The sequence below is a fragment of the Paraburkholderia agricolaris genome (assembly GCF_009455635.1).
Classification (GTDB): Bacteria; Pseudomonadota; Gammaproteobacteria; order Burkholderiales; family Burkholderiaceae; genus Paraburkholderia; species Paraburkholderia agricolaris.
On the sequence record NZ_QPER01000002.1, the window covers coordinates 871,715 to 896,167 of the forward strand.

The following is a 24,453-nucleotide window of genomic DNA, read 5'->3' on the forward strand; positions in this document are numbered from 1 at the left end:
TAGGCACCGACATCAACTTCAGCGATGCTCGCAAGCTTGGCAAATGGTCGAAAAAAATGCTTTCTGAATTTTTCACGCTTTTCTCGATGATACGGTGATTAATATTATCGGGGGACCACTGTCAGGAGAGCATCGCCCATGGTTAGAAAACGAATTCGCGCTGTGCTGCATGGCGCGGCAATCGCAGCAATCGCGACGATTAGCGTGTTTGCATCAGCGTGTCAGGCGCAGTACACCACCGACTGGCTGGCGAACACATTCGGAACGCTTGCTACGCACGTGGGCAACACAGCGCGCTCAATGTGGGTCGCGCCAGAAGGCGTGATCTATACCGCATCCATGTGGGATGAAAACGAGGGCGGCGTTGCGATCTATCAGAATGGCAAGAGTATCGGTTCGATTGGAATCAACAGCGAGTTTCAGGGCGGAGCCATCACGGGGAATGCCACGTCCATCTTCGCCGCCTTGCAGTACAGCACCAAGTACGGCAGCGGGGCGGTAGGACGCTACAACCGCGCGACTCAGCAACGCGATCTTCTCATTCCAGTAAGCGCCTGGAATGCCGTCAAGCGGGCTGACGTGATTACCGGACTCGCGACAGCCGGCTCGCTCCTTTATGCGAGCGACTTTTTGGGTAATCGCGTTCGCGTCTATACGACCGATGGCGTGTGGCAGCAGGACATTAACGTATCGGGTCCCGGAGCGCTCGCTTTGGATAGCGCGGGCAATCTCTGGGTCGCGCAGCAAAGCGCGGCCACGGTCGTTGAGTTCAGCTCGGGCGGCGCGCTGTTGAACACGATTCAGATGCCTGCCGTCTCGCGACCCTCCGCGCTGTACTTCGATGCATCGTCTGGACAACTGATGGTTGGCGATCAGGGTCCCGACATGAATATCAAGCGTTATACCGTCTCGGGTACGCCGACTCTAGTCGGCACGTTCGGCATTCAGGGCGGCTATCTCGACACTACTACTGGCATCAAGGGCCAGGTTGGCGACAAGCGCTTCACGCGTGTTGTGGGCATCGGTAAAGACGCAGCCGGCAACCTGTATGTGCTCAACAACCCATGGGGCGGAGGTTGGGACCTCGGCCGCAACGGCGGCACCGACATTCACGCGTACGACAGTACCGGCAATCTGCAATGGAAGCTTCAGTCGCTCAACTTCGAGGCGGTCGCCGCGCCGGATCCGCTTACCGACGGTGCCTATTTCTATGGCGGCACGAACATTTACACCGGCACGGCCGGCGGCACCTTTGTCGCGAACACGGTCGACCCGTTCAGCTATCCGTCCGATCCGCGCCTCAACATGAACGATACGCAGCGCGACGAGCACTTCGGTCAGCTCGTTAGCGTGGGCGGAAACCGGATTCTCGTGGCGTCCGGCCAGAACCCCGGCATCTTCTACTTTTTCCATTTCAATTCCGCGAGCGGCTACATTGCCATTCCGGACGCGTCGATTCCAGGTCCGGCTTTCAACACGACACTATCGGTCACCGGGGGATTTTGCATCGATAGCAGGGGAGACGTGTGGGCCGGTCTGGACAGGACGAATCACATCTACCACTACCCGTTGACGGGTTTCGATGGCGAAGGCAAGCCGATATGGGGACCCGGAATCGCCATTTCCATTCCGCAGAGTATCCGGCCATTGACGCGCATCATCTACCTGCCGGAGAGCGACACCATGATCCTCGCGCAAGGCATTGCCGGCAGTTGGGACTGGACGGCGATGCAATCGAGAATCGAGGTGTATCACGGCTGGAGCGCGGGCAACACCACGAAGCCCAATCCGGTGATCAACCTCACCAGCGCCAATCCCAAGTCGATCGCGGCTGCGGGGAATTATCTGTTTGTCGGTTACGTGCATACGGTGCCCAACATCGACGCCTTCAACCTCACGACGGGGAATCTCGATACGACGCTGATCAATTCGAGTGGGGGGACGGTCGACGTGGGCAACGACGTGGATTCGATGTATGGCCTCAGGGCTTACCTTAGGTCGGCCGGTGAGTACGTGATCACGAAAGACAACTACAACGGCTCCAGCGTGATCGTTTATCGCTGGACACCCTGATCGGTTTTCTGCCGCGATTATGATCAGATGAAAAGACGCGGTGCGCGTTTGACGCTTTGTTGATTTCGCACCGCGCGGCTCTCACGACTATTCGTTTGCCGTCGCTCACATTGATATTAATAATATAAAAACGTGCGACGTTATTCTCCTGCGTGAGTTATTTATTTTTCTTCGGCAAGAGTCAAAGACTTGCGTTTTCCGTGCCTCGGTGAGGCAGAGATTTTCCGTTGCCCCGGCTTTGGAAAACCGTCGGAAGCGTTTCCCGTAAGATTCTTTGAACTACTACTTATCACCACGATCGCAGTCACGTTACAGAGATGAAACGTTTATAATTCGTCTGCCAAAAACTGGCTGTAACTAATGCCGGGCATGCGCCCGAAACTCGCGTCGATCAAGTAAAGCTTGCGTGGCAGGCGTTTTCGCGACGCTGGATCAGCTTACTCAAACAAACGGGTTGCGAATGAGTCAAGCGACTTTAACGCTACCTGTCAGCAACTTTCATAGGTGTTGCGATACCGGAATTGGGCTCGAAACCTAATTAGTTTCGTTCCGGGCGCACCTGCCGTGTTCTGGATTTGCCTTGACTGAAATCGAGGCAGCCAGGTTCGCCGTCAATCATTGAAGAACTTCATCACGCAAACTTTTTGGTTATTGGTAAGGATTACGTAATAAACATCTGCTGGCTAATGACAAGTCGAAATGCTGGACGTGCTTCCGGCTGGCGACGCTCGGCATGCGGTCTCATCGCGTTCACCGATTCAACTCTCTCTGTACCCAGAACAACGTCAAAGTGGGACGACCTGGTTCGATCTCGCTCAATCCTCGGGGATAACCTGATTCCTAGCGACACACATCGACAATGACGAGAAACTTCAAACTTCTAGGGGTTGCGGCAGCAACCGTACTGGCATGGTTTGGCGCAGAAAATGCGCAGGCCGCGACGAGCACCATCACGGTCGCGGGACTGCAATACAAGTTGTGCGCGCAAGAGAATGGCACCTGCAAATTCCTCGGCACGGCTTCGGTGGTGTTCGGTGCAGTTCCGCCCACCGCGCCGTCGGCCATGCTGACGGCGCCCGCTACCTTTAGCAACGGCGTTGGGTGTTATGTCGGCGCGGTTTCGCAGACAGATCCCGCATTCGGCTATGGCAAGTCATGCTGGGTGAGGGCGGTTGCCGCCAGCGCTACGCCAACGCCTACGCCGGCTCCGACGCCAACGCCGACGCCGACGCCGACGCTAACGCCAACGCCGACGCCGACGCCGACGCCAACGCCGACGCCAACGCCAACGCCAACGCCAACGCCAACGCCAACGCCAGCACCGGCACCGGCACCGGCACCGGCACCCACGCCGACTCCAACCCCGACGCCTGGCAGTTCAACCCTCTCGTGCGGCACGCCCACGCACACCGCAGGCGGAACCGCCAACGGAGTGATCAGCGCCGACACTCCCACCACCGACGGCCTGCGCATTTTCCAGAACAATGCACCGTTCAAGCTCGCGATTACGACAAACGCGCCGAACTCGGATACCGTCGTCTGGTCCGTGGCGGATTCGAATGGCGCGATCAAGACGCAGGGCAGTTTCGCGGTGAGCGCCGGTGTGCAAACCAACTCGATTCCGTGTACGTCGACGTGGTCCGGCTATGGTGCGCTGACCGCGACGCTGCGCTCGAACGGCGGTACCTTGCCAAACAGCGGTACGCGTCCGGTGGGCATCGCAACCTTCGGCGTGCTGCCGAACCTGACGCCGGTGCTGGGCACCGTCACATACGCACATCAGGATCAGCACCGCTTCGGTATGCAGGGCTTCAATGGGAACATCGCCGCACTGCATGACATGGGCGTCTCGTGGACCATCGACGACCGCGAGGTATCGGCAATGGAACCCAATGGCCCCAACACGTACACGCCGAGCGTGAACGATCTCGATCCGTTCTACAAGGCAAATCCCGATCAGATGCGCATCGTGCGTCTTGATGGACTGCCGGCCTGGGATTCGAAGACGGGCCAATACAACGACAGCTACTATGCACCGTCGAACATGCCGGAGTTCCAGAGCTTCATGGCCAAGGTCGGCACCGATACCAGCCTGATTCGCGCGGCAAACTACCCGAACCAGCAGAGCGACTATTATCAGGTGACCTGGGAGCCGAGCCTCGGCTGGGCGGATAGCAATGCGAACTTCGTTGCCATGTACAAGGCTGCGTACCAGGGCATTCATTCGACCGATCCGAATGCCGTCGTGATGGGCCCGACCAACCCGTTCCCGGCGAATTGCAGCACCTGCACGACCGGTTATCTGCAAACGTTCGGTGCGCTGGGTCTGTGGAATTACATTGATGCGGTCTCGACGCATGGCTACTGGAATGCGGGCACCTATCCGGCTCATCCGCCGGAGTTGCAGGACTCCGATCCGAGTACGGCAAACCAGGCGAACGCGCTCGATAACCAGATGACGCAATTGCGTTCGGTGATGCAGGCCGGTAAGCCGAACATGAAGCTCTTCGTTACCGAACAAGGCACGAGCTACGATCCGGGTCTTAACTATGGTCCCACGGTGCCGTCACAGAACCAGTTGTTTGCCCAGGCCGCGGTTGGTGTGCGTTCGCACATTATTGTGCTGGGTGGCGGCGCGCAGTTGACGACGCTTTTCTACGGTGCCGACTATCCCGGCGAAGTGGGATACGGCACGTTCTTCGACCTGAATGACGCTCAAGGCGCATACGGTGCGTCGAACCTTTCGCCGAAGCCCGAAGCAATGGCCTTCGCCACGATGACGCGTGTGCTGGACGGCACGAATACATTGGGCCGGATCACGGGTACGCCGTCGGGAACCTTTGCGTATGCGTTCCAGCAACTCGGTAACGGCAAGGTGGTGACGGCTGCATGGGCGCATAGCAACGCGCAGTGGCCCGCGAGCGGCGGTCTTTATAGCCAGACCTACTCGACGAGCTATACGCTTCAGGTCGACAGCGCGGGTACGTCGGGCAATGTGACGAAGATCGACGGGTATGGCAACACCAGCACGCTTGCCTATACGAACGGGCAGGTCACGCTGACCCTCACGGAAGTGCCGCAGTACATCGTGTCGAACAACGCGACGGTTGCCAAGGCCAACGCGACTGTTCCGCTCGGCTATATGGGCCAATAAGGCCGCGTAGTACCGGCGCGCCGCGGATAAAGCAGCGGCGCGCCGATCAACTCAGGCTGCCGCGTCGCGCAGATCTCTTATGTGTTGATACACGGTCGCGCGCCCCATTCCCAGCACGTTTGCCACGTAGTTTGCAGCACTTTTCCCTTTGAACGCACCTTCGGCCCACAGCGCTTCGACCAGCTCGCGACGATGGTCGCGGGTCAGTGAATTCAATGCCAACTGGCGCTCCTGAAGCCACGTGTGCAGAAACGTGTTGATACGCTCCTGCCAGTCGTCCTTGAACAATTCTTCGGGTTGTTTGACCACGCCGGCACCTGAGATCACCCGGTCGATAACATGTTTCATGTCCTCGAAGACCGCAATGTTGTAGTTCACGCACATCACACCAACGGCAACCCCGGCGTCGTCAAACAGCACCGTGCTGACGCAGCGCATCCGCCGGCCGTCCCAATTGATCTTCTCGTATGGGCCGACCGTGCCTGACTCCACCGAATGGTCGATTTCTTCCAGTGCCGATTCGTCACCCAGTTCACGCTTGGACAGGTTGTTGGCTATGTACGCAACGGTCTGACTTTGCAAGTCATGGATGACGACTTCGACGTACGGGAAAAAGAGCAGTGCGATACCATCGGCGACACGGCCGTATCGATCCAGAAGAAGCTTGCGTGCGGCCGTTGTCTTAGTCTTTCGCATAGGGATGGGGGAGATTCCAGGGTTCGGAAAGTCTGCAACGTGTAGCGTCACGGTGCGGCGAATCCGCATGACGCGCGTCATTTTGCCATGCTGCTGTGCTGCGCAGCTATGTGTCTGAATAATTCGTTGGCGATCGCCACGTCTTCAAGCCCGAGTCCAATTGAGCGGAAAAAAAACGTGGTGTTGCCCGGAGGGTTTTCTGGCGATGCCGGACACCAGCTCAGGCAGATCGCCAAGCACGCTGTCCGGCGACCAGCCATGCAACTGCGCCGCCAGTTTCATTTCCCCGGCACTGCCAGGCGTGGTTGGCCGGTAGTCGCAATAGACCTCCATGCCCGGCAGCCATGCCGGTGGAATTTCGTGAGCGTTCGCGACGTTCGTACTGATCGACGTAATGAGCGCCGGCTTTGTCAGCCTGTCCTCCGAAATTACCGGTGTGCCTGAGGATGTGCACAACGCCACCACGTCCGCATCGCGCAGGCAATCTTCAAGTCTGGTGCAAACCAGCACGCGCTCATCAAGGGCTCCGATCGCGGCGCGCTTTGCTTCGTTCCCGCCAAGCTCGGGAGAAAACACGCTGATCAGATCCCATGGCCGTAGCGCCGCGAGATGGCGCACATGAGCTTGTCCCACCGCGCCCGCGCCGACAACGGCGAGCCGGCGCGCGTTCGGTGCCGCAAGGTGATCCACCGCTAGTGCGGTCGCACCGGCAGTGCGCTCGACGGTCAGCAATCCCGCATCGCACCACATCAAAGGCTGCCCCGTTTCCATCGACATCAGCGCGGTCCATGCGGTGATGACCGGTTTCGACTCAGTCACGATGTACGGCGACAACTTGGCACCGAACGCCTTGGCTTCCGCTAGCACCCCGAGGTAGGTGATGAAGTCGCCGGCCCCTTGCGGAAAGGGGGTGAAGGTCTGCGCCGGCTGCACCGCGGCGTTGTTCGCAAGCGCGAGAAACATGCGTGTCAGCGCACCGCGCACATCGAGATGGGGCAGGGCCTTACGCACTGCGTCCTGTTGGACGATCAACGGGAATACTTTGTCTGTGCTGCTCATGGGCTTGCTCTCCAGATCGTTGCCGGCTTGCGGCGTCAGCACGATTCTAAAGTCAAAAAGTCCAATCTGGACTTTTATTTTTGAAAATCGCTTGCAATTACCAATGTCCAGAATAGACTGTTGTTCCAGAGCGAGTGTGAGAAGCCCGTCTCCTTTGTTTCTCATGTGGCTTCCAGACGGTGCCCCGTTAGCGACCGTTCTCGCCCTGAATTCGCGACCCTCCAACCACACTGGGATCCATCATGTCTCTGAAGCTTTCACTGTCATTCTTCGTCGCGGCTGCGTTAATCGGTTCGGTCGGCACCGTTAACGCGGAGACTCAAAGCGCCTTGCGTTTCGGTATCGAGGCAGCGTATCCGCCGTTCGAGAGCAAGTCGCCGACGGGGCAATTGCAAGGATTCGACGTCGACGTCGGCAATGCGGTTTGTGCAAAGATGGGGGTGAAATGCGAGTGGGTGGAAAACTCGTTCGACGGCTTGATTCCCGCGTTGCAGGCGCGCAAATTCGATGTGATCAATTCCGCCATGAACATCACGGACAAGCGTAAGCAGTCCATCGATTTCACGCCGCCGATCTACGTGGTGCCGATCGTGATGGTGGCCCGGCATGGTTCGTCCTTGCTGCCCGATGTGAAGAGCCTGCAGGGCAAACGCGTCGGTGTCCTGCAGGGATCGTCGCAGGAAGACTTCCTCAAGCATCACTGGGCGAATGCCGGGGTATCGATCGTCTCGTATCAGGACCAGGATCAGGTGTATGCCGACCTCGTTGCAGGACGACTGGATGCCGCCGTCCAGGAAGCGCAGACTGTTGAGGACGGTTTTCTGAATAAACCCTCAGGCAAGGACTATGCGATTGTCGGCCAGCCACTCAGCGATCCGGCAACACTAGGCGAAGGCACCGGTTTTGGCTTGCGTAAGGGCGACAAGGCGCTGGCCGGAAAGATCGATGCCGCGCTCGACGCTTTGAAGAAGGACGGCACGCTCAGCAATCTTTCGCAGAAGTATTTCAAGCGCGACATCATCGCGAAGTAACTTATGGATTTCGATGTAATCGTGTTGGGCGCCGGGATCGTTGGCGTGTCGTCGGCGCTGCATCTGCAGGATCGTGGCCGCCGCGTGGCGCTCGTCGATCGGCGCGGCCCTGGTGAAGAGACCAGTTTCGGCAATGCAGGGTTGATCGAGCGGTCGTCGGTGGTCCCTTACGCGTTTCCGCGCGATTTCGGAACACTGCTGCGCTACATGCGCAATCGTTCGATCGACCTGTACTGGGACTATAAGGCCGTGCCGTCTTTTGCCGCGTGGCTCGCGCGATTCTGGTGGGAGTCGTCGCCGGAGCGGTTGGAAGCGGCCGCGCGCGACATGCTGCCGTTGATCCGCCAGAGCGTCGACGAACACGACGTGCTGATCGAGCGTGCCGGTCTTCAGAGACTCGCGCATGACGGCGGCTGGATCGAGGCATTTCGCACGCGCTCCGAATATGAACGGCAAGCATCAGCCGCCGAAGTCACCGCGAGTCAATATGGGTTGCGCGTGGCGACGCTCGATGCCGCGCGGCTGCTGGCGCGCGAGCCTGGGTTGGGCAGCGGTTTTTGTGGCGCTTTGCATTGGCAGGACCCGAAGAGTATTTCCAACCCAGGCGCGTTGACGAAGGGATATGCGCGGCTGTTCGAGGATGGCGGCGGAACGTTGCTGACCGGAGAGGCAAGTACGGTGCGTCAGGAGGCCGATGCGTGGACCGTGCAGACGTCTCAGGGCAGGATCAGTGCCAACGAGGTGGTCGTGGCACTCGGCCCGTGGTCCGATAAAGTTTTTGAGCCGCTCGGATATCGCATACCGCTGCGCGCGAAGCGCGGCTATCACATGCACTACGAGGCCACGAAACCACTGCTCTCGGTACCGCTTGTGGATACGGAGCGAGGGTATGTGGTCGCGCCAATGGAAGGCCGCTTGCGTTTGACGACGGGTGTTGAAATCGCCCGCCGGGATGCACCGCCAACGGGTATTCAACTTGCGCGCGCAGAAAGCGTCGCCCGGCCGGTTTTCGGTTTGGGGCGCCGGCTGGACGACGCGCCATGGATCGGCTTGCGTCCCTGCACGCCAGACATGCGGCCCGTCATTGGGCGAGCGCCTCGCCATCGAGGACTCTGGTTCGCGTTTGGCCACAATCACCACGGATTGACGATTGGTCCCGTGACGGGCCGTTTGCTGGCGGAGATGATGACGGGCGCGACGCCCTGCGCCGATCCCTATCCGTTTCGTCCCGAGCGGTTCCGGTAAGCGAGCCAGCTATGTCGTATATCAAGCCGAAGTCGGTAACGACCGCGCTGCTGAAGTACGACCTGCCGATCTCGTCGGTGGAGTTTTGCACTACGCTGATCGAACAAACCGGCGTGATGTTCACACCGGGCAGTGCGCTCGATATGGAAGGCTATGTGCGCGTTGGGTATGCGAATAATCGGCAGGTGCTCGAAACAGGGTTGGCCAGAGTATCCGGATTCCTGGCTCATTCCTGAGTATCGCACCAGCGGTTATAACTGTTGCGTTCGGCTTCCAATTATTTGTCATACAAATAGATGTGCTACGTCTTTCGCGGGAAAGTTAATCCTTCTTTATCTCTTAATTCCGCATTTGGGTTTGTCGATCGTGGCAGTGTTCGCTATCGAGCCAATATGGTCGGGCCTCTCTGAAAATAATTTAATCTCGCAAAGGTTTGCGGGAGATTTAATTTTTCTATTTAATTAATGCTTTCGAAAATCAACCGGATCGAAGTTTATTTCTGCGGCTAACCGGCAAAAAAAAGCCGACACATTGTGTCGGCTGAAAAGACTCTGGCGTCCGAGGATTGCATGCCAGAACCTGAGAGACGGTAGTCAGTCAATTTTACGAATTCAGTACGGGTGGCGGACATTTTTGCCGCATGCTTAAATTTAACAATTTCGCGCCGGGTCGTTGCAGAACAAGCTTGTCTTTTTAGATAGACGACTTCGCTGGGGAGAGATCATAAACTAAAAGCCTCGGTTGAGCATAAAGGCGTCAAAAAATTTTGTTGATCGGGCGTCACCGAATTCAATGTCAGGAAATCCTTACGTTGGCGTAGGGATTTCCTTGGTTGAATGCTATCTCGTCCTAATAGCGCGTGTTGTGATCGCGTAGTGAGTCAATTGGGCGTTATTACACTGTAGTGGCAAGTCCCGCCGTACTGTACTGACTGGTTAGTAACGATACTTTATGAATAGGCGGCCCAGGAAGCATACAGAAAGGCTCATAAGCGCGCTCGTGAAAACACTGCACGGCATATTGACCGCTTTTAAGTAAGGCCTGAATTCAGCAGGGTCCCTCGCACTGGCGCTATGCTAACGGCTTCGCCTACCTCGAGGAATGACTGATGACACAGACCACAGGATCGATGATCACGTTTCACCGGCCGGACGGCAAGGAAGTCCAGGGCTATCTGGCGAGGCCGCATAAAGCAGAAGGCGCGCCTGCCATCGTCGTGATTCAGGAGTGGTGGGGGTTGAACGACCAGATCCGCGGGGTGGCCGACCGTCTCGCGCAAGCCGGCTATCTGGCGCTGGTGCCCGATCTTTACCGCGGCAAATCGACGGTGGAGGAAGAAGAGGCACACCATCTGATGAGCGGGCTCAATTTCGGCGACGCCGCTACTCAGGACGTGCGGGGCGCTGTCCAGTACCTGAAGCAGCATGCGGCGAGCGTCGGTGTGACCGGTTATTGCATGGGTGGCGCGCTCACCTGGCTATCGCTATGCAATATCCCGGAGGTGGCGGCCGGCGTGGTGTGGTACGGCTTTCCGCCGCTCGAATACATCGACGCATCGAAAATCAAGGTTCCTGTTCTTGGTCATTGGGCGACCCAGGACGAGTTCTTCCCGGCAGAGACGGTCGATGCATTGGAGGCGAAGCTCATCGCAGCCAATGTCGACGTCGAGTTTCATCGCTATCTCGCGCATCACTCGTTCGCTAACGAGACGGCAGTCGGGCCGGGCCGCATCTCCCGGACCCAGTTTGATCCGGTCTGGGCGCAGCGGGCCTGGGACCGCACCCTGACGTTCTTCGGCCGTACGCTCTGGAAGTGACCGGCGAGCGCGAGCCTGCACTGCATGCCGGGCGCAATGATCCTCACGCGCCCATCAAGCGGGGTTTGGCCATTGCCAAAGCGCCGCTCGCCAATCAGGCCGTGGCGGGCGGTGCAACCGATGGTTGCGCCTCAGCGCCGCTCGAAGATCCGAAGCGCAGGCCCGCGCGCCCACACTGGCCTATGAGGATAACCAGCCACGCCCGATCGGCCACGCCAGCAGCTTGCGGTACACGGTGACAAGGCCGCGCATTACCGTGGCGCCTGCCAGCCGCCACAGCGGCGCGATCAGCAGATAGGCCACGCATGCCATGCCTACGGCGCCAACCATGTCGAGCGGGAAATGCACGCCGACAAAGATGCGCGCCCACGCCACCGCGAGACCGGACAGCAGGATCAGCATGCCGTACCGTCTCATGCCACCCAGCAACAAGCTCAGTGCGATGCACGAGATTATCGTCCCATGGTCGCTTGGGAACGATGGGTCGGGTGCGTGTTCCAGAAACGTATGGCCAAGTCCGATCACGAAAGGCCGGGGATGTGGCCAAACCAGACCGACAATCTGATTGAGTCCAAGGGCGAGCAGGGTTACGCAAAACGCGCGCACCGCGACTTCGCGCTGACGCTCGTCGCCGAAGAGCCATATCGCGATCAGCGACAGCGGAACGAGATAAATGACGTATTCCGCAATCATGCGCGCCATGTCGATTTGCCAGGCTGGCGTCGACGGCGTTGCATTGATCATCAGAAAGAGCGCCTGATTGAAGGCTTCGAGTGGATTCATGCAGGGAGGTTTTTGAGGGACATGTGATGAAGCACGTCCAGGATCTTAGCGGGTTCAGCTTAGGAAATGCTTAGGCGCGGGCAGAAGCAATTGATCGAATCGTCTGTTGCGGGCGGCGGTGCATCTTGTGAGCCGCCACCGGCGGTGCCCTCGCGCACCGGCGTGTGGAGCGCCTCACCGTTTCAACACGATGCGGCAGACGGGTACAATCTTTTAGGTATGAGCAGCCTGACTCTCACTTCTCTCGCCCTCGGAATCGCACTGAAGCGCTGGCGCTTGCTGCATCGCGTGAAGCAGACGCACGCAGCCGAGATGTTCGGTGTGGCCCAATCCACCGTCTCGCGGTGGGAAGCCGGCCTTCAGGACATGGAGCCAACGGAGCGGGCGCGGGCGGAAAGACTGCTGGCGGCGCGCCTCGAATCAGCTGCCGACCGGGCTCTCGAGCGGCTCGTTGCCGAAAGCCCGCGTGAAGTTCATCTGGTTTGCGACCTCACACATCGTCTGCTGGCGTGCTCGTCGGCGCGTGCCGTTGAATTCAGCGTGCCTCTAAGCACTCTGCTGGGGCGTTCACTGTGGCGCTACGCAACGCCTGAGATCGTGGCGCAAGAACTTTTGCTCGACGATTGCGGTTGGCGCAGCGTGCTCGCGCCTGCGCCGTTGGAGTTCGGCAGTGGCGTCAATCATTCGCCGCAGGTGCCGATTCGCGAAAGCCGCTGCCGCTGGACCCGCATGACGCTCTCCGACGGCACAGCCGTGCGTCTCGTCGAAACGCTGTAGCCGGGTTCATCGCTAAACCGTCCGTCTCGCGGAGCGCATATTTTATGCGTGTACTGCCCGATGCGATACCGGTACGATCGGCGGCGGAAAATCTTGCAAATCCAGTTCGTCGAGGTTGGTCGAGTCGACAGGAAGGGTCGTATAGGGACCGCCGGAGAAGACTATATGAGCATCAAACATCTGAAAGGAAAGCTCGCGTTTCTGCGCGAAGCGGAAAAACTCAAAGACGTGCTGAGAACTGCGTACACCTCGTCGGGTCGCAACGAGAGCACGGCGGAACACAGTTGGCGCTTGTGTCTGATGGCGATCACCTTCGAAGAGGAATTAGGCGATCTGGATTTCGTCAGGGTTCTGAAGATGTGCGTGATCCACGATCTCGGCGAGGCACTTCATGGTGACGTTCCGGCGATCGAGCAGCACGCGCATCCGAACAAGAGCGAGCAGGAGCGGCGCGATCTGGTGACACTGACTCGCGAACTCGATGCATCGACCGGCGCAGGCATCCTGTCGCTATGGGATGAGTACGAACGCGCCGCCTCGCCGGAGGCCCGGGCCGTTAAGGCACTGGATAAGCTTGAAACGCTGCTGCAGCACAATCAGGGGAAAAACCCTGGAAATTTCGACTACGAATTCAATCTCGGATATGGCCGGAAGTACACGGACGCAACGGCGTTGTTCCAGGCACTTCGCGCGATGATCGACGACGAGACTCGCCTCAACATGAAAAAGGAATCCCGCACTCAGGCACTCAGAATCCGCGACGAATTACCCGCAGATGCGCCAGCAATCGAGCAACTCACGATCGCTGCGTTTGAGCATGCACCGCATACGAATGGCGCAGAGCATTTCATCGTGAATGCATTACGTCGCGCGGGGCAACTGTCGATTTCGCTTGTCGCGTTAGATGAATACGGGATCGTCGGGCATGTTGCGCTTTCCCCGGTCGCGATCTCCGACGGCGCAACGGGTTGGTACGGTTTGGGCCCAATTTCAGTGTCGCCCGGCCGTCAAGGGCAGCGTATCGGATCGCAACTGATGGAGTCGGCACTGTCCGAATTGCGGCGCCTGGGCGCCAGCGGTTGCGTGGTGCTCGGCGACCCGGCCTATTACGGGCGCTTCGGTTTTACGGCTATGCCTCATCTTGTGCTGCCGGGTGTCCCGCCCGAGTATTTTCAGGCAATTTTACTTGCCGGCGCCTGGCCCGCGGGCGATGTGACCTATCACGAGGCATTCAACGCCACCGTCTGAGGCTGACGCATTGTCCTCGAATCAGCGCGGCAACCTGCGCGATTGCCGCGCAGTCGCCACTCAGTTGCCGCTCAGTTACCAAACAGCGAACTCTGGGTCCCGCGAGCGGGCGCCGGGCGTGCCGGTTTCGCCGGCGCTTCCCGACTAGCCATTGCCGTTGCCGCCGCGGTGGTTGAAGCCGTAGCCGATTCCGCCGCTGCTTCCAGCGAAGTTTGCCCGGCTTCAAGCGACAGAAGAAACATCTTGTTTGCCAGGCCGCCGGCAAAGCCGGTCAGATCGCCGGACGCACCGATCACGCGATGACATGGCGCCACGATCGAGATCGGGTTTCTGCCGTTCGCCGCGCCCACGGCCCGCACCGCGTTGATGTTCCCGATTTGCGTAGCGATGTCCGAATAACTGCGCGTTTCGCCGAACGGGATCGTCAGGAGCGCCGCCCAAACCTTCTTCTGGAATTCCGTTCCCTGGAAGTCGAACTCGAGGTCGAACCGGTCTCTCGTTCCCGCGAAATATTCGTTCAGCTGCCGCTCGGTTTCGAGCAGGATCGGGCGGTCATCCGCTTCGATCGATTCCGGCAGGCGCACCCGGTTTGGCTTGTCGTTCTCCCAGAGAATGGCGGCGAGCCGGTTGCCGTTTGCAACGAGCTTCAACTCGCCGACGGGCGAATTCATCAACTTGTACGCGTATGTCACTTTGCTTGCTCCTGGCTGGCTGGGGGCCGGGATGGCTTGACGCGAGGCTGCAAACTCGCGGCGCCTTGACCCTCCGATACCTGACAGCTTAAACACTGTTCGCGCCGAGGTCACGCCGGATCTTGCTATCCAATTCCGCGCGTGGCCCGGGACTCAGTAGAATTGATACCTTCGACGCATCGCTTACCGGCGAGCGGATATATTCTCTACGACTGTGACCACGACCCTCGAACAACTGCGCGCCGGACAACTGGCGGGTACCCGCCGACTCACTCTGGCGTGTGGCCTGAGCGAATTTCCACGTGAGATTTTCGATCTGGCCGACACGCTGGAAATTCTCGATCTGTCGGGTAATGCACTTTCAACGCTGCCCGATGATTTGCCGCGGCTGCGAAAGCTGCGCATCATTTTTGCCTCTGACAACCGGTTTACTGAATTGCCGGAAGTGCTAGGGCAGTGTTCGCAACTGAGCATGGTCGGTTTCAAGGCCAATCGTATTCGTGAGGTTTCGGGTAAATCGCTGCCGCCGTTGTTGCGTTGGCTGATCCTCACCGACAACGAGGTCGAAGCCCTGCCGCCTGAAATCGGCGCCTGCTCGCAACTGCAGAAGTTGATGCTTGCCGGCAACCGGTTGCGCGCATTGCCCGAGGAAATGGCAGCCTGCTCGCGGCTCGAACTGCTGCGTCTCGCGGCGAATCAACTGGACGAACTGCCCGCGTGGTTGTTGCTCCTGCCGCGGCTTTCGTGGCTGGCGTGCGCCGGCAATCCATTCAGTGAAGCGCTGGCCGCGTCAGCCCTGATCGACACGCCGATCGCGGATATTCAATGGAATGCGTTGGAACTTGAAGCGCAGTTAGGCGAGGGTGCGTCCGGTGTCATTTATCGTGCGGCGCTTTCTGCCCGTCATGACGAGGCGAGCAGGCCGGTGGCCGTCAAATTGTTCAAGGGTGCGGTAACGAGCGACGGATTGCCTGACTGCGAAATGGCGGCCTGCATTCGCGCTGGCGGTCATCCGAACCTGATTCCGGTGGTGGGTAAGGTGAAGGACCATCCGGCCGGCGCACATGGCCTGGTGATGGAGCTGATCGATCCGCAGTTCACCAATCTTGCGGGCCCACCAAGCCTCGAGTCATGCACGCGCGACGCCTATGGTGAAGGCATGCGCTTCGGGTTGGCCTCAGTATTACGTATTGCGTACGGCATTGCGTCGGCGGCGTGTCATCTGCATCGTCAAGGGGTGATGCATGGCGATCTGTACGCGCACAATATTCTGCACGGCGCTGGCAGTGAGCAGGGGAGCGCATTGCTGGGCGATTTTGGCGCGGCGTCTTTCCACGTTGCCGATAACCGGGACTTCAGTGATGCGTTGCAACGCATCGAAGTCAGGGCGTATGGTTGTCTGCTCGAGGAATTGATCGAGCGATGCGACGGACTGGATGCGAACGTGGATATCGCGGCGAAGCTGGTAGCGTTAAAAGCGCAATGCCTGAGCGAGGACATCGGCAGCCGGCCGTTGTTCGACGACATCGCTGCCGTTCTGCGGCCGCTATCGGGCGCGGGCGATCGGGACACAGCAGCGTTGGCGGCAGTTTGATCCGTTTTATGTGCGGACGCGATGCAAACAGCCGTCCGTGTGTGTCCAAGGAGAGAAACTCAATGACACAGAGGATGCGCCGCCGCTTGCTGGTTGCCGCCACGCTGGCCTCGGCAGGCCTGACAGGTACGGCTCGTGTCGATGCAATGCAGGGCGGCAAGCTGAAGATTGCCCTTGTGTTGAAGTCGATGTCCGATCCGTTCACGGTCGCGATGGTGAACGCTGCGCAGAATTATCAGAAGCACTATGCGTCGCAGTTCGCTTTGACCATTCGGGGAACGGCAACGGAGGGCGATACGGCCGTACAGATCCGAATGGTCGACGAGCTGATCAAAGCGAGGGTGAATGCGATCGTCATCGCGCCGACTGACTCGAAGGCGTTGACAGCGGTCGTGGCGCGGGGCATCAAGGCGGGCATCATCATGATTACCATCGACAACCCGCTTGACGATGCGTTGCAGGATGCCGCTCACATCTCCGTGCCTTTTGTCGGCCCGAATAACCGCAAGGGCGCGAAGCAGGTGGGCGATTATCTTGCGCAGCGGCTCAAGGCGGGCGATCAGGTCGGGATCATCGAAGGGAGCTCCGCCGACCGCAATGCGCAGCAACGCACGGCCGGCAGCAAGGACGCGATGAGCGAGGCCGGCATGAAGATCGTCGCCATACAGTCCGGCGACTGGGATTATGCGAAGGGGCGGGACGTCGCGTCTAAGATGTTGGGAGACTATCCACAGATCCGGGCGCTGATGTGCGGTAACGACAATATGGCCATGGGTGCGGTAGATGCTGTTCGCGATGCGGGGAGAACCGGTGGTGTTTATGTCACCGGGTATAACGACAGCGATGCGATTAAACCCTTGCTCGCCGACGGCCGCGTGCTCGCGACCATGAATCAGTTTGCCGATCGGCAGGCTGTATTCGGTGTCGACGTGGCGTTGAAGGCAGTTACCGAACAGCGAAAGGAAAGTGACTTGTCGCGAGTCATTGAAACGCCGCTGCAACTGGTGACTGGCGCGGGTCATTGAGGGTGCGATGCTGGAGTGGGCATCGATTAAAATGAGCCTCAAGCTAAGGATGCCGAATGATATGCCGGTTTACGATTCACATCCATAGCTCGACATTATGGGTTGACGGTACGCGTTAGGCGCTTTTCTAACGGTCGTGCCAATCAGCAAAAAGACCGTCTGAATTGTCACTTTTCCGACTCCGATTCTTTTCGACTAACGACCGTTCCAAAATGACGTTTTGCGGGTTGACAGCGACTTTCACGGCAATTACTATTCGTCCGTTCTCACTAAGGGGCCGATGCCTTGGACAGTAGCAGTAGTCGATCTTCGAACAGTTTGTCTGCCTGACCGACAGGACGCCCGCCTCTTTTAGCCGCCGTCCCGCCAGCAGGCAGGATGGTGCGCGTCGTAGTTTCGCCGTAGTTTCGCAATACTTCCCCCGCACCGTTTTAGTACCGCGTCGACGCGCGTGATTTCGCTCGTCCGCTTGAAAGACGTCGTGAGCCTGACTCGCGACGGTGATCGCTCACGCCCGCGCAATTCGTGCAGTGCGTGGTTGAAAAGACATGCTCGTGCAGACAAGCGCGAGAAAGGAGAAATCATGCCCGACAGTGACTCTTGTCCCTTACGCGATTCAAACTTTCTTTCCGCCTGAAGGAAGTCCACACCGTTCCTCGCCTTTCTCTCGTTGAGCTTTGGCGTCGTGGTGCCGGCCTTCCAGCCGGCGCACGCGAACGACCTCCGGGCAGCAGCCCGGACGGAGGAACATCATGCATTTCGCTCTTCTCGTACCCGAGTTGCCTCACATTCGTGAGGCTCGTGCCCACTACGACTCGCTGCTGACGCTGCGTATCCACGAACATAAAACGCCGACGGCCATTGCCCGTTGGTGGACGGGGTTGTGGAGCCGCGCGCACTGACGTCGCTGCGTGCCGGATAGCGGTCCGGCACGTGCGCGTGCCTGCTCCGTCCTATTCCGGAGTCAGGTCGCGCAACCATAGAAAATCACCTTGAAAAAAGAAGTGTCGCGGCGGCCATTGGCCGCCCGCCACGGGGAAAACTATGTCCAAGCATTCTTACCGTTCTCATCCGTCCCCGCGTAAGCAGAGGGGCTTCATTACCACGTCCACCTCCAGCGAGCGCAAGCACTCTGCGCGCATCGTCGCCGAGGCCAACAACAGTATCAACACCACGCTGCTGCATACGCAAAGCTCGCTGGATGGCCTTGTCGAGGCCGACGCCGAGGAGCGTCTGCATCAGAACGGCCCGAACGAAGTGGCACATGACAAGCCGCCTCACGTCGTCGTGCAATTGCTGCTGGCCTTCAAGAATCCGTTCGTGATCGTGCTGCTCGTGCTCGCGGGGATCAGTTACCTGACCGATGTTTACTTTGCCGCCCCGGACGATCGCGACTGGACCGGCATCAGCATCCTGCTCACCATGGTGACGGTCAGCAGCCTGCTGCGATTTTTTCAGGAGTACCGCTCAAGCAAGGCCGCTGCGCGACTGAAATCGATGGTGCGCACGACCGCAACCGTTGTGCGTCGTGCATCGAAATCGGCGTCGCCGGAAAAGCGCGAAATCGCGATGTCCAGTCTGGTTGTCGGCGATATCGTCAGTCTGCAGGCGGGTGACATGATCCCAGCCGACATCCGGTTGATCCACTCGCGCGACCTGTTTATCAGTCAGGCGGCACTCACCGGCGAAGCGCTGCCGGTCGAGAAATACGACACGCTTGGCGCCGTGATGGAGAAATCCGCGGATGCCGGTTCGAGCGGTCAGGGCGATCCGCTCGAGTTGGCCAACATCTGCTTCATGGGCACGAATGTTGTAAGCGGTACGGCGACCGCGGTTGTGGTCGCCACCGGAGCCGACACGTACTTTGGCGCACTCGCGCAGAACGTCACTAGCCACAAGCGGGTTGAAACCAGTTTCGACCGCGGCGTGAGCAGCGTGTCATGGCTGTTGATCCGTTTCATGCTGGTCATGGTGCCGATCGTATTCATGATCAACGGCCTGACGAAGGGCGACTGGCTGTCCGCACTGACATTCGCGCTTGCTGTCGCGGTGGGATTGACGCCCGAGATGCTGCCCATGATCGTATCGGCCAATCTTGCGAAAGGGGCCGTTGCAATGGCGCGCCGCAAGGTGGTGGTCAAGCGCCTGAATTCCGTGCAGAACTTCGGCGCAATGGACGTGCTGTGTACCGACAAGACCGGGACGCTCACGCAGGACAAGATCATCCTCGAGCACCACCTCGATATTCATGGCGATAAAGACCCGCACATCCTGGAGCTCGCCTGGCTCAACAGCTTTCACCAGAGCGGGCAAAAGAATCTGATCGACATTGCGGTCGTCAACCACGCGAACCAGGCGGGAACGGCCGTGAAACTGACGCATTACACGAAGGTCGATGAACTCCCGTTTGATTTCGTCCGGCGGCGTTTGTCGGTGATCGTCGCGCGTGCCGGTGGCGATCAACTGATGGTGTCGAAGGGGGCGGTCGAGGAAATGCTGATGGTTTCCACGCATATTCAGGACGGCGACGCGATCCGCGAACTGGGTGCGAAGGAGCGTCAGGACCTGATTGCCCGCTCGCAGGAGTACAACGAGGATGGCTACCGGGTATTGGTTGTCGCCACCCGCGAGATCCCTCAGGCCGAGGCAAAACTGCAATACAGGACCTTGGATGAAGCCAGACTTGTGGTGCGCGGATTCCTGACGTTCCTCGATCCGCCGAAAGATTCCGCGGCGCCTGCGATTCGCGCATTGCACGACAACGGCGTCGCCGTGAAGGTGCTGACGGGAGACAACCCGATCGTCGCATCGAAGGTTTGCCGGGACGTCGGCCTTGAGCCCGGCACACCGCTGCTCGGACGCGACATCGAACAGATGGACGATGACCGGCTTGGCGAAGTAGTCGAACGGACGACCGTGTTCGCGAAGCTCGCGCCGCTGCAGAAGGCGCGCGTTGTGAAGGCGCTGCAGGCGAACGGGCACACGGTCGGTTTCCTCGGCGACGGTATCAATGACGCGCCGGCGCTGCGCGACGCCGACGTGGGGATTTCGGTCGATAGCGGTGCGGACATCGCCAAGGAAACGGCCGACATCATCCTGCTCGAGAAGAGCCTGATGGTGCTGGAAGAGGGTGTGATCAAGGGCCGCGAGACGTTCGGCAACATCCTCAAGTATCTGAACATGACGGCGAGTTCGAACTTCGGCAACGTGTTCTCGGTGCTGGTGGCGAGCGCGTTCTTGCCGTGGGAGCCGATGCTTGCGATGCAGTTGCTGATCCAGAACCTGATCTATGACCTGTCGCAGATGTTCCTGCCCTGGGACAAGATGGACCCCGAGTTCCTGAAGAAGCCGCGCAAGTGGGAAGCGGGCAACATTGGGCGCTTCATGGTCTGGCTTGGGCCGACGTCCTCGGTGTTCGATATTACGACCTACTTCCTGATGTGGAGCGTATTCGGCGCGGGTGCGTTGTATCACCTGCACGGCGGAAACGGTGGCCAGATCATCATGAATTCAGGCTGGTTCGTTGAAGGTCTCGTGTCCCAGACGCTCGTCGTGCACATGCTGCGTACGCAGAAGATCCCGTTCCTGCAGAGCACGGCAGCGCTGCCCGTGCTGCTGTCGACTTTCACCGCGATCGCGGTCGGCTGCTGGCTGCCGTTCTCGCCACTGGCTGACACGTTCGGCTTCACGGCGTTGGCTCCGAGCTATTGGGGCTGGTTTATCGCCACGATGGTGGGCTACATGATGCTCACTCAGGTCGTCAAAACGGTCTACATCCGCCGCTATGGGCGGTGGTACTGAACCGGCTGTTTGCGCTGTCGCCGGCAGGAGCCGGCGGCAATGCGGTGTGGTCTGCGGCTCGGATCACCGTTTGTTTAACTAATCAATTTAAAAAAGCTTCCCACATGTCGAACAACAAAAACACTTCCTTCATCCGCGTCTCGATTTGCACCGCAGTTCTCACGCTGGCGAGCGGGTATGCACAAGCGCAAAGCAGCGTAACGCTATATGGAGAAATCGATGCAGGTCTCGCGTATTTGAGCAACGTCGGCGGCCATGCCCAGTATCAGGCAACCTCGGGACTGATCGACGGGAGCTACTGGGGCCTGCAGGGTTCGGAGGATCTCGGTGGCGGCAACAAGGCGATTTTCCGCCTCGAACGAGGGTTCTCGACACAGACAGGTGCCGCGCTCAACGATCATCCCTACTATGTCGGCCTTGGCAACGATGGCTACGGGACCGTCACATTGGGCCATCAGTACGATTCGATTCACGATTACTTCGCACCGTTCACGCTGACGGGTGCGAATGGCGGGACTGCATTTGCTCACCCGTTTGACAACGACAATGCCAACAACTCGTACCTGGCCCGCAATTCGATCAAGTATGCGAGCCCGACGTTCGGCGGCTTTAGTTTCGGCGGCATGTATGCATTTTCAAACGGTGCCGGCCAGTTCGCGAACAACCGCGCGTACAGCGTGGGCGCGAACTATCAGAATGGGTCGTTTAACGCGGGCGCGGCCTGGCTGCATGGCAACGGCCGGGGCAACACGGCGGGTGGCGCATACGACACGGTCGCCCTGCCGGGCGTCAACCGCGATGTTTTCCAGGCGAGCGTGCAGACGCAGAATACCTACGGCGTGGGGGCCAGCTATGCGATTAGCGGGTTCACGTTAGGGGCGGCGTGGTCGCGCTCCACGTACAGCGGAGTGAGCAATGCCGATTCCGGAGCGGCCGCGCCGTCGGTGGGATTCAGCAACTATGAGGTGAACGGCGTGTACCAGTTGACGCCTACGGTGTCGCTGGCCGGCATGTACACGTATACGAAGGGCTCGGGTGCGCATTGGCACCAGGGTGCGCTGCAGGCTGACTACCAACTCTCGAAGCGTACCGATACGTATGTCGAGGCGCTCTACCAGCGTGCATCGTCAGGCGCGCCCGCGGTCATTAACACGGTGGCTCCGTCCACAGGCAGCAATCAGTTGCTGATTGCTGCCGGCATACGGCATCGCTTCTGAGTAGACGAACGTCTTGCTACCAGGTGTACTTCGCGTTGGCTAGCAGCGTTCGCCCATTGCCGAATGCGCAGACCGAATAGGATTGGCAACCGCTGATGTAGTGGCGGTCGAACAGGTTGGCCGCATTCAGCATGAAACGCCAGTTGCGGGTCTGATAGTGCAGTGCCGCGTCGTACAGCACATAGCTTGCAACTGTCAGCGAGTTGTCCGGCGCACCGGCGGACGCGCTCTGGTAGCGGACGCCACCTCCCAACCCGAAGCCGGCGAGCGCTCCCGTATGCCATGTCCAGTCGGTCCACAGCGATGCCATCTGGCGAGGGCGAGGAATGTCGACCGGCCAGTTGTTCAGCGACGCGTCGTTTGCCTTTACATTCTTCACGTCCTGATAGATGTACGACGCGATCACGGAGAGTTCGCGCGTCACGTTTCCGACCGCGCTCAGCTCGATGCCGCGCGAGCGCACCTCTCCGGTTTGCACCGAAGACGTTCCAGTCGGATCGAGATTCGTCGGCGCCGGCGTCACGACGTTCGTCTGATTGATCTGATAGACGGCTGCGCTCAACATCAGGTTCTTGCCGGGCGGCTGCCAACGCAGGCCTGCTTCGATCTGCCTGCCGCGCGTCGGCTCGGGCAATCCGCCGCCGAACATCTTCACACCGATGACCGGGTTGAACGATGTCGAATAGCCGATGTAGGGCGACAGTCCGTAGTCGCCCTCGTACGTGAGGCCGACGCGACCGGAGAACGCGCTGACATCCTGTTTCGTCTGCGTGCCGGCCTCGTGGTCGTCCAGGTGCGTGTCGACCCAATCCTCGCGGCCGCCGAGCGTCAAGGTCCAGCGGTTCCATTTGAGCTGGTCCTGCGCGTACACGCCGAACGTGTTCATCGTCGTGTACTGGTCCTCGTGGCCGAGCGATGTCGGGCCCGAGAAGATCGCAGTCGTGACCGGTGTGTAGACCGGGTTGTAAAGGTTTAGCTCCGGCGCGAGCGCGAGCCAGTCGCTGTCGGTCGTCGTCTGACGGTTGTACTGAAATCCGAGCAGCACACGATGTTCGAGCGGCCCGGTAGCGAAACGCGCCTGCGCGTTGTTGTCGACGTCGAAGCGGCTGTAGTTTGGTTGAAACAGCCCGGCGTAACGCGTGATGTCGGTTGTGCTTCCCTCGGCGAGGCCGCCGCCAAACACCGACGCGTCGCTGAGCGACAAGTGCATCCAGCGCAGGTTCTGGCTTAACGTCCAGATGGAATCGAGGTCGTGCGAGAACTGGTAGCCGAGCGACCACTGCTTCTTGCGGTAGTCATTAAAAGTGGGGTCCCCCGTGTAGACGTCATGCGACAACTGCCCATTCGGGTTTGGCAATACGGTGCCCTGCGCGGGCAGGAAGTTGTGCGAAATATCATTCCAGTCCTGCAGGTAGGTCGCCGTGAGCGTCAACGAGGTGTCGGAATCCGGTCGCCAGCGAAACGACGGTGCAAGCGCGACGCGCCGGTCCGCATTCGGTCCGGTCACCGCGTTGCCGTCGCGTGCGTCGCCCACGAAGCGATACGCGTACTTGCCATCGGCGTCGAGCCTATCGCCGATGTCGAACATGATCTGCTTGCGCGCATAGTTGCCGATCTGCACACCCACCTCGCGCACGCGCTCGCCGTCGGCTCGTTTGGTTTGCGCATCGACGATCGCGCCCGGATCGCCGGCGCCATACAGAACCGACGTTGGCCCGCGTAGTACGGTGATGCTGTCGAGCATGTACGGGTCGACGCGCCAGCTCGCGATAGGTGTCGTGTTCGGCGCTTGCAATCCGTCGATGAACAAAGTGGGCGTAAAGCCGCGCAGCACCGCATACAGATCTGTGCGGCTGTCGGATCCAAACGACGCGAAGCCTGGCACGTAGCGCAGCGCCTGATTGAGGTCGGTGGCACCGGTCATTTCGATCTGCTGTCCGGTCACGACATTGATCGTTTGCGGAACCTCGGTGATCGGCGTGTCGGTTTTCGTGCCGGTCGCGGTGCGTTTGCCGACGAGTCCGACTGATGCCCCGTTCGCGACATCCTTCACCTTGATCTCCGGCAGCGTGACGCCGGAATCCTCCGCTGGCCGCGTCGCCTGCGCATGCGCATGGCCGGCAGCCGCTGCGCAAAACATCCCCTTCACAGTGACCGTGATCGCGCGCTGCCTCGCGGCCTTTGTCCACACCATGCTGTCTTGCTCCGTTTTGCTGGCGGGCTGCCCGGCCGGCCGTTTGTC

Annotated in this window: 18 protein-coding genes and 2 pseudogenes; 14 read left to right on the plus strand and 6 right to left on the minus strand. The window is 59.4% G+C overall.

Features of this window, described 5'->3' with window-relative positions:
• The first annotated feature begins 138 nt into the window (after positions 1-138).
• Positions 139-2,073 carry an SMP-30/gluconolactonase/LRE family protein gene (locus tag GH665_RS25395; RefSeq protein WP_153140037.1) on the plus strand — a complete coding sequence of 645 codons (1,935 nt, stop codon included), beginning with the start codon at positions 139-141 and terminating at the stop codon, positions 2,071-2,073.
• A 1,196-nt stretch (positions 2,074-3,269) separates the two neighbouring features.
• Here GH665_RS25395 and GH665_RS39195 read toward each other — a convergent pair.
• Positions 3,270-3,455, minus strand: coding sequence for a hypothetical protein (locus GH665_RS39195; RefSeq protein WP_246216367.1), 186 nt, complete (start codon positions 3,453-3,455; stop codon positions 3,270-3,272).
• A 50-nt stretch (positions 3,456-3,505) separates the two neighbouring features.
• On the opposite strand from GH665_RS39195, the gene GH665_RS25400 reads away from it, so the two are divergent.
• Positions 3,506-5,227, plus strand: a complete 1,722-nt coding sequence (locus GH665_RS25400; RefSeq protein WP_246216368.1) for a glycoside hydrolase family protein — start codon at positions 3,506-3,508, stop codon at positions 5,225-5,227.
• A 51-nt stretch (positions 5,228-5,278) separates the two neighbouring features.
• Here the strand turns inward: GH665_RS25400 and GH665_RS25405 are convergent, their stop codons facing one another.
• Together GH665_RS25405 and GH665_RS25410 are read right to left on the minus strand one after the other, a co-directional pair.
• On the minus strand, positions 5,279-6,004 hold the full coding sequence (locus GH665_RS25405) for a helix-turn-helix transcriptional regulator (RefSeq protein ID WP_408273503.1): 726 nt from the start codon (positions 6,002-6,004) through the stop codon (positions 5,279-5,281).
• Positions 6,001-6,982, minus strand: a pseudogene (locus GH665_RS25410) (ornithine cyclodeaminase family protein). The gene GH665_RS25405 and the pseudogene GH665_RS25410 overlap by 4 nt, the downstream one beginning before the upstream one ends.
• Positions 6,983-7,224: 242 nt before the next feature.
• Here GH665_RS25410 and GH665_RS25415 point away from each other — a divergent pair.
• From GH665_RS25415 to GH665_RS25430, 4 genes are all read left to right on the plus strand, one after another.
• Complete coding sequence (locus tag GH665_RS25415; protein ID WP_153140042.1) at positions 7,225-8,013, plus strand: ABC transporter substrate-binding protein; 789 nt, start codon at positions 7,225-7,227, stop codon at positions 8,011-8,013.
• 3 nt (positions 8,014-8,016) lie between these two features.
• Positions 8,017-9,258, plus strand: coding sequence for an NAD(P)/FAD-dependent oxidoreductase (locus GH665_RS25420; RefSeq protein WP_153140043.1), 1,242 nt, complete (start codon positions 8,017-8,019; stop codon positions 9,256-9,258).
• Positions 9,259-9,269: 11 nt separating this feature from the next.
• The gene (locus GH665_RS25425; protein WP_246216369.1) at positions 9,270-9,494 is read left to right on the plus strand and encodes a hypothetical protein; all 225 of its coding nucleotides are present in this window, start codon (positions 9,270-9,272) and stop codon (positions 9,492-9,494) included.
• A gap of 872 nt (positions 9,495-10,366) precedes the next feature.
• On the plus strand, positions 10,367-11,074 hold the full coding sequence (locus tag GH665_RS25430; protein ID WP_153140044.1) for a dienelactone hydrolase family protein: 708 nt from the start codon (positions 10,367-10,369) through the stop codon (positions 11,072-11,074).
• A 180-nt stretch (positions 11,075-11,254) separates the two neighbouring features.
• On the opposite strand, the gene GH665_RS25435 is transcribed toward GH665_RS25430, so the two are convergent.
• Positions 11,255-11,857: a phosphatase PAP2 family protein gene (locus GH665_RS25435; protein ID WP_153140045.1), complete on the minus strand. Its 603-nt coding sequence runs from the start codon at positions 11,855-11,857 to the stop codon at positions 11,255-11,257.
• Between the two features lie 219 nt (positions 11,858-12,076).
• Here GH665_RS25435 and GH665_RS25440 point away from each other — a divergent pair, with 219 nt between their 5' ends.
• The 3 genes and pseudogenes from GH665_RS25440 (at position 12,077) to GH665_RS38965 (ending at position 13,882) form a co-directional block, all read left to right on the plus strand.
• Complete coding sequence (locus tag GH665_RS25440; protein ID WP_153140046.1) at positions 12,077-12,634, plus strand: helix-turn-helix domain-containing protein; 558 nt, start codon at positions 12,077-12,079, stop codon at positions 12,632-12,634.
• Positions 12,635-12,799: 165 nt separating this feature from the next.
• Positions 12,800-13,357, plus strand: a pseudogene (locus tag GH665_RS38960) (HD domain-containing protein); the annotation flags it as partial.
• A complete protein-coding gene (locus GH665_RS38965) occupies positions 13,355-13,882 on the plus strand; it encodes a GNAT family N-acetyltransferase (protein WP_217361943.1) in 528 nt (175 codons plus the stop codon). The pseudogene GH665_RS38960 and the gene GH665_RS38965, both read left to right, overlap by 3 nt.
• Positions 13,883-13,953: 71 nt before the next feature.
• Here the strand turns inward: GH665_RS38965 and GH665_RS25450 are convergent, their stop codons facing one another.
• Entirely contained in the window at positions 13,954-14,574 is a 621-nt protein-coding gene (locus tag GH665_RS25450; protein WP_153140048.1) for a methylated-DNA--[protein]-cysteine S-methyltransferase, read from the minus strand.
• A 214-nt stretch (positions 14,575-14,788) separates the two neighbouring features.
• Between GH665_RS25450 and GH665_RS25455 the strand changes: the two genes are divergently transcribed.
• The 5 genes from GH665_RS25455 to GH665_RS25470 all read left to right on the plus strand — a co-directional run bounded on the left by GH665_RS25455 (position 14,789) and on the right by GH665_RS25470 (position 22,211).
• On the plus strand, positions 14,789-16,168 hold the full coding sequence (locus GH665_RS25455; RefSeq protein ID WP_153140049.1) for a leucine-rich repeat-containing protein kinase family protein: 1,380 nt from the start codon (positions 14,789-14,791) through the stop codon (positions 16,166-16,168).
• Positions 16,169-16,230: 62 nt separating this feature from the next.
• Positions 16,231-17,193, plus strand: coding sequence for a substrate-binding domain-containing protein (locus GH665_RS25460; protein WP_153140050.1), 963 nt, complete (start codon positions 16,231-16,233; stop codon positions 17,191-17,193).
• Positions 17,194-17,945: 752 nt separating this feature from the next.
• Positions 17,946-18,095, plus strand: coding sequence for a hypothetical protein (locus tag GH665_RS38820; RefSeq protein ID WP_167346805.1), 150 nt, complete (start codon positions 17,946-17,948; stop codon positions 18,093-18,095).
• 142 nt (positions 18,096-18,237) lie between these two features.
• Positions 18,238-20,994 carry a magnesium-translocating P-type ATPase gene (mgtA, locus tag GH665_RS25465; RefSeq protein ID WP_153140051.1) on the plus strand — a complete coding sequence of 919 codons (2,757 nt, stop codon included), beginning with the start codon at positions 18,238-18,240 and terminating at the stop codon, positions 20,992-20,994.
• Between the two features lie 104 nt (positions 20,995-21,098).
• Positions 21,099-22,211, plus strand: a complete 1,113-nt coding sequence (locus GH665_RS25470; protein ID WP_153140052.1) for a porin — start codon at positions 21,099-21,101, stop codon at positions 22,209-22,211.
• 16 nt (positions 22,212-22,227) lie between these two features.
• Here GH665_RS25470 and GH665_RS25475 read toward each other — a convergent pair whose 3' ends face one another.
• The gene (locus GH665_RS25475; RefSeq protein WP_153140053.1) at positions 22,228-24,405 is read right to left on the minus strand and encodes a TonB-dependent siderophore receptor; all 2,178 of its coding nucleotides are present in this window, start codon (positions 24,403-24,405) and stop codon (positions 22,228-22,230) included.
• Between the last annotated feature and the right edge of the window lie 48 nt (positions 24,406-24,453).

Bases quoted from the DNA above. Each gene is read 5' to 3' on its own strand.
- GH665_RS25395 (WP_153140037.1), top strand. From the start codon at position 139: ATGGTTAGAAAACGAATTCGCGCTGTGCTGCATGGCGCGGCAATCGCA.
- GH665_RS25405 (WP_408273503.1), bottom strand. From the start codon at position 6,004: ATGACGCGCGTCATGCGGATTCGCCGCACCGTGACGCTACACGTTGCA.
- GH665_RS25415 (WP_153140042.1), top strand. From the start codon at position 7,225: ATGTCTCTGAAGCTTTCACTGTCATTCTTCGTCGCGGCTGCGTTAATC.
- GH665_RS25420 (WP_153140043.1), top strand. From the start codon at position 8,017: ATGGATTTCGATGTAATCGTGTTGGGCGCCGGGATCGTTGGCGTGTCG.
- GH665_RS25425 (WP_246216369.1), top strand. From the start codon at position 9,270: ATGTCGTATATCAAGCCGAAGTCGGTAACGACCGCGCTGCTGAAGTAC.
- GH665_RS25430 (WP_153140044.1), top strand. From the start codon at position 10,367: ATGACACAGACCACAGGATCGATGATCACGTTTCACCGGCCGGACGGC.
- GH665_RS25435 (WP_153140045.1), bottom strand. From the start codon at position 11,857: ATGAATCCACTCGAAGCCTTCAATCAGGCGCTCTTTCTGATGATCAAT.
- GH665_RS25440 (WP_153140046.1), top strand. From the start codon at position 12,077: ATGAGCAGCCTGACTCTCACTTCTCTCGCCCTCGGAATCGCACTGAAG.
- GH665_RS38965 (WP_217361943.1), top strand. From the start codon at position 13,355: ATGAAAAAGGAATCCCGCACTCAGGCACTCAGAATCCGCGACGAATTA.
- GH665_RS25460 (WP_153140050.1), top strand. From the start codon at position 16,231: ATGACACAGAGGATGCGCCGCCGCTTGCTGGTTGCCGCCACGCTGGCC.
- GH665_RS38820 (WP_167346805.1), top strand. From the start codon at position 17,946: ATGCATTTCGCTCTTCTCGTACCCGAGTTGCCTCACATTCGTGAGGCT.
- mgtA (WP_153140051.1), top strand. From the start codon at position 18,238: ATGTCCAAGCATTCTTACCGTTCTCATCCGTCCCCGCGTAAGCAGAGG.
- GH665_RS25470 (WP_153140052.1), top strand. From the start codon at position 21,099: ATGTCGAACAACAAAAACACTTCCTTCATCCGCGTCTCGATTTGCACC.
- GH665_RS25475 (WP_153140053.1), bottom strand. From the start codon at position 24,405: ATGGTGTGGACAAAGGCCGCGAGGCAGCGCGCGATCACGGTCACTGTG.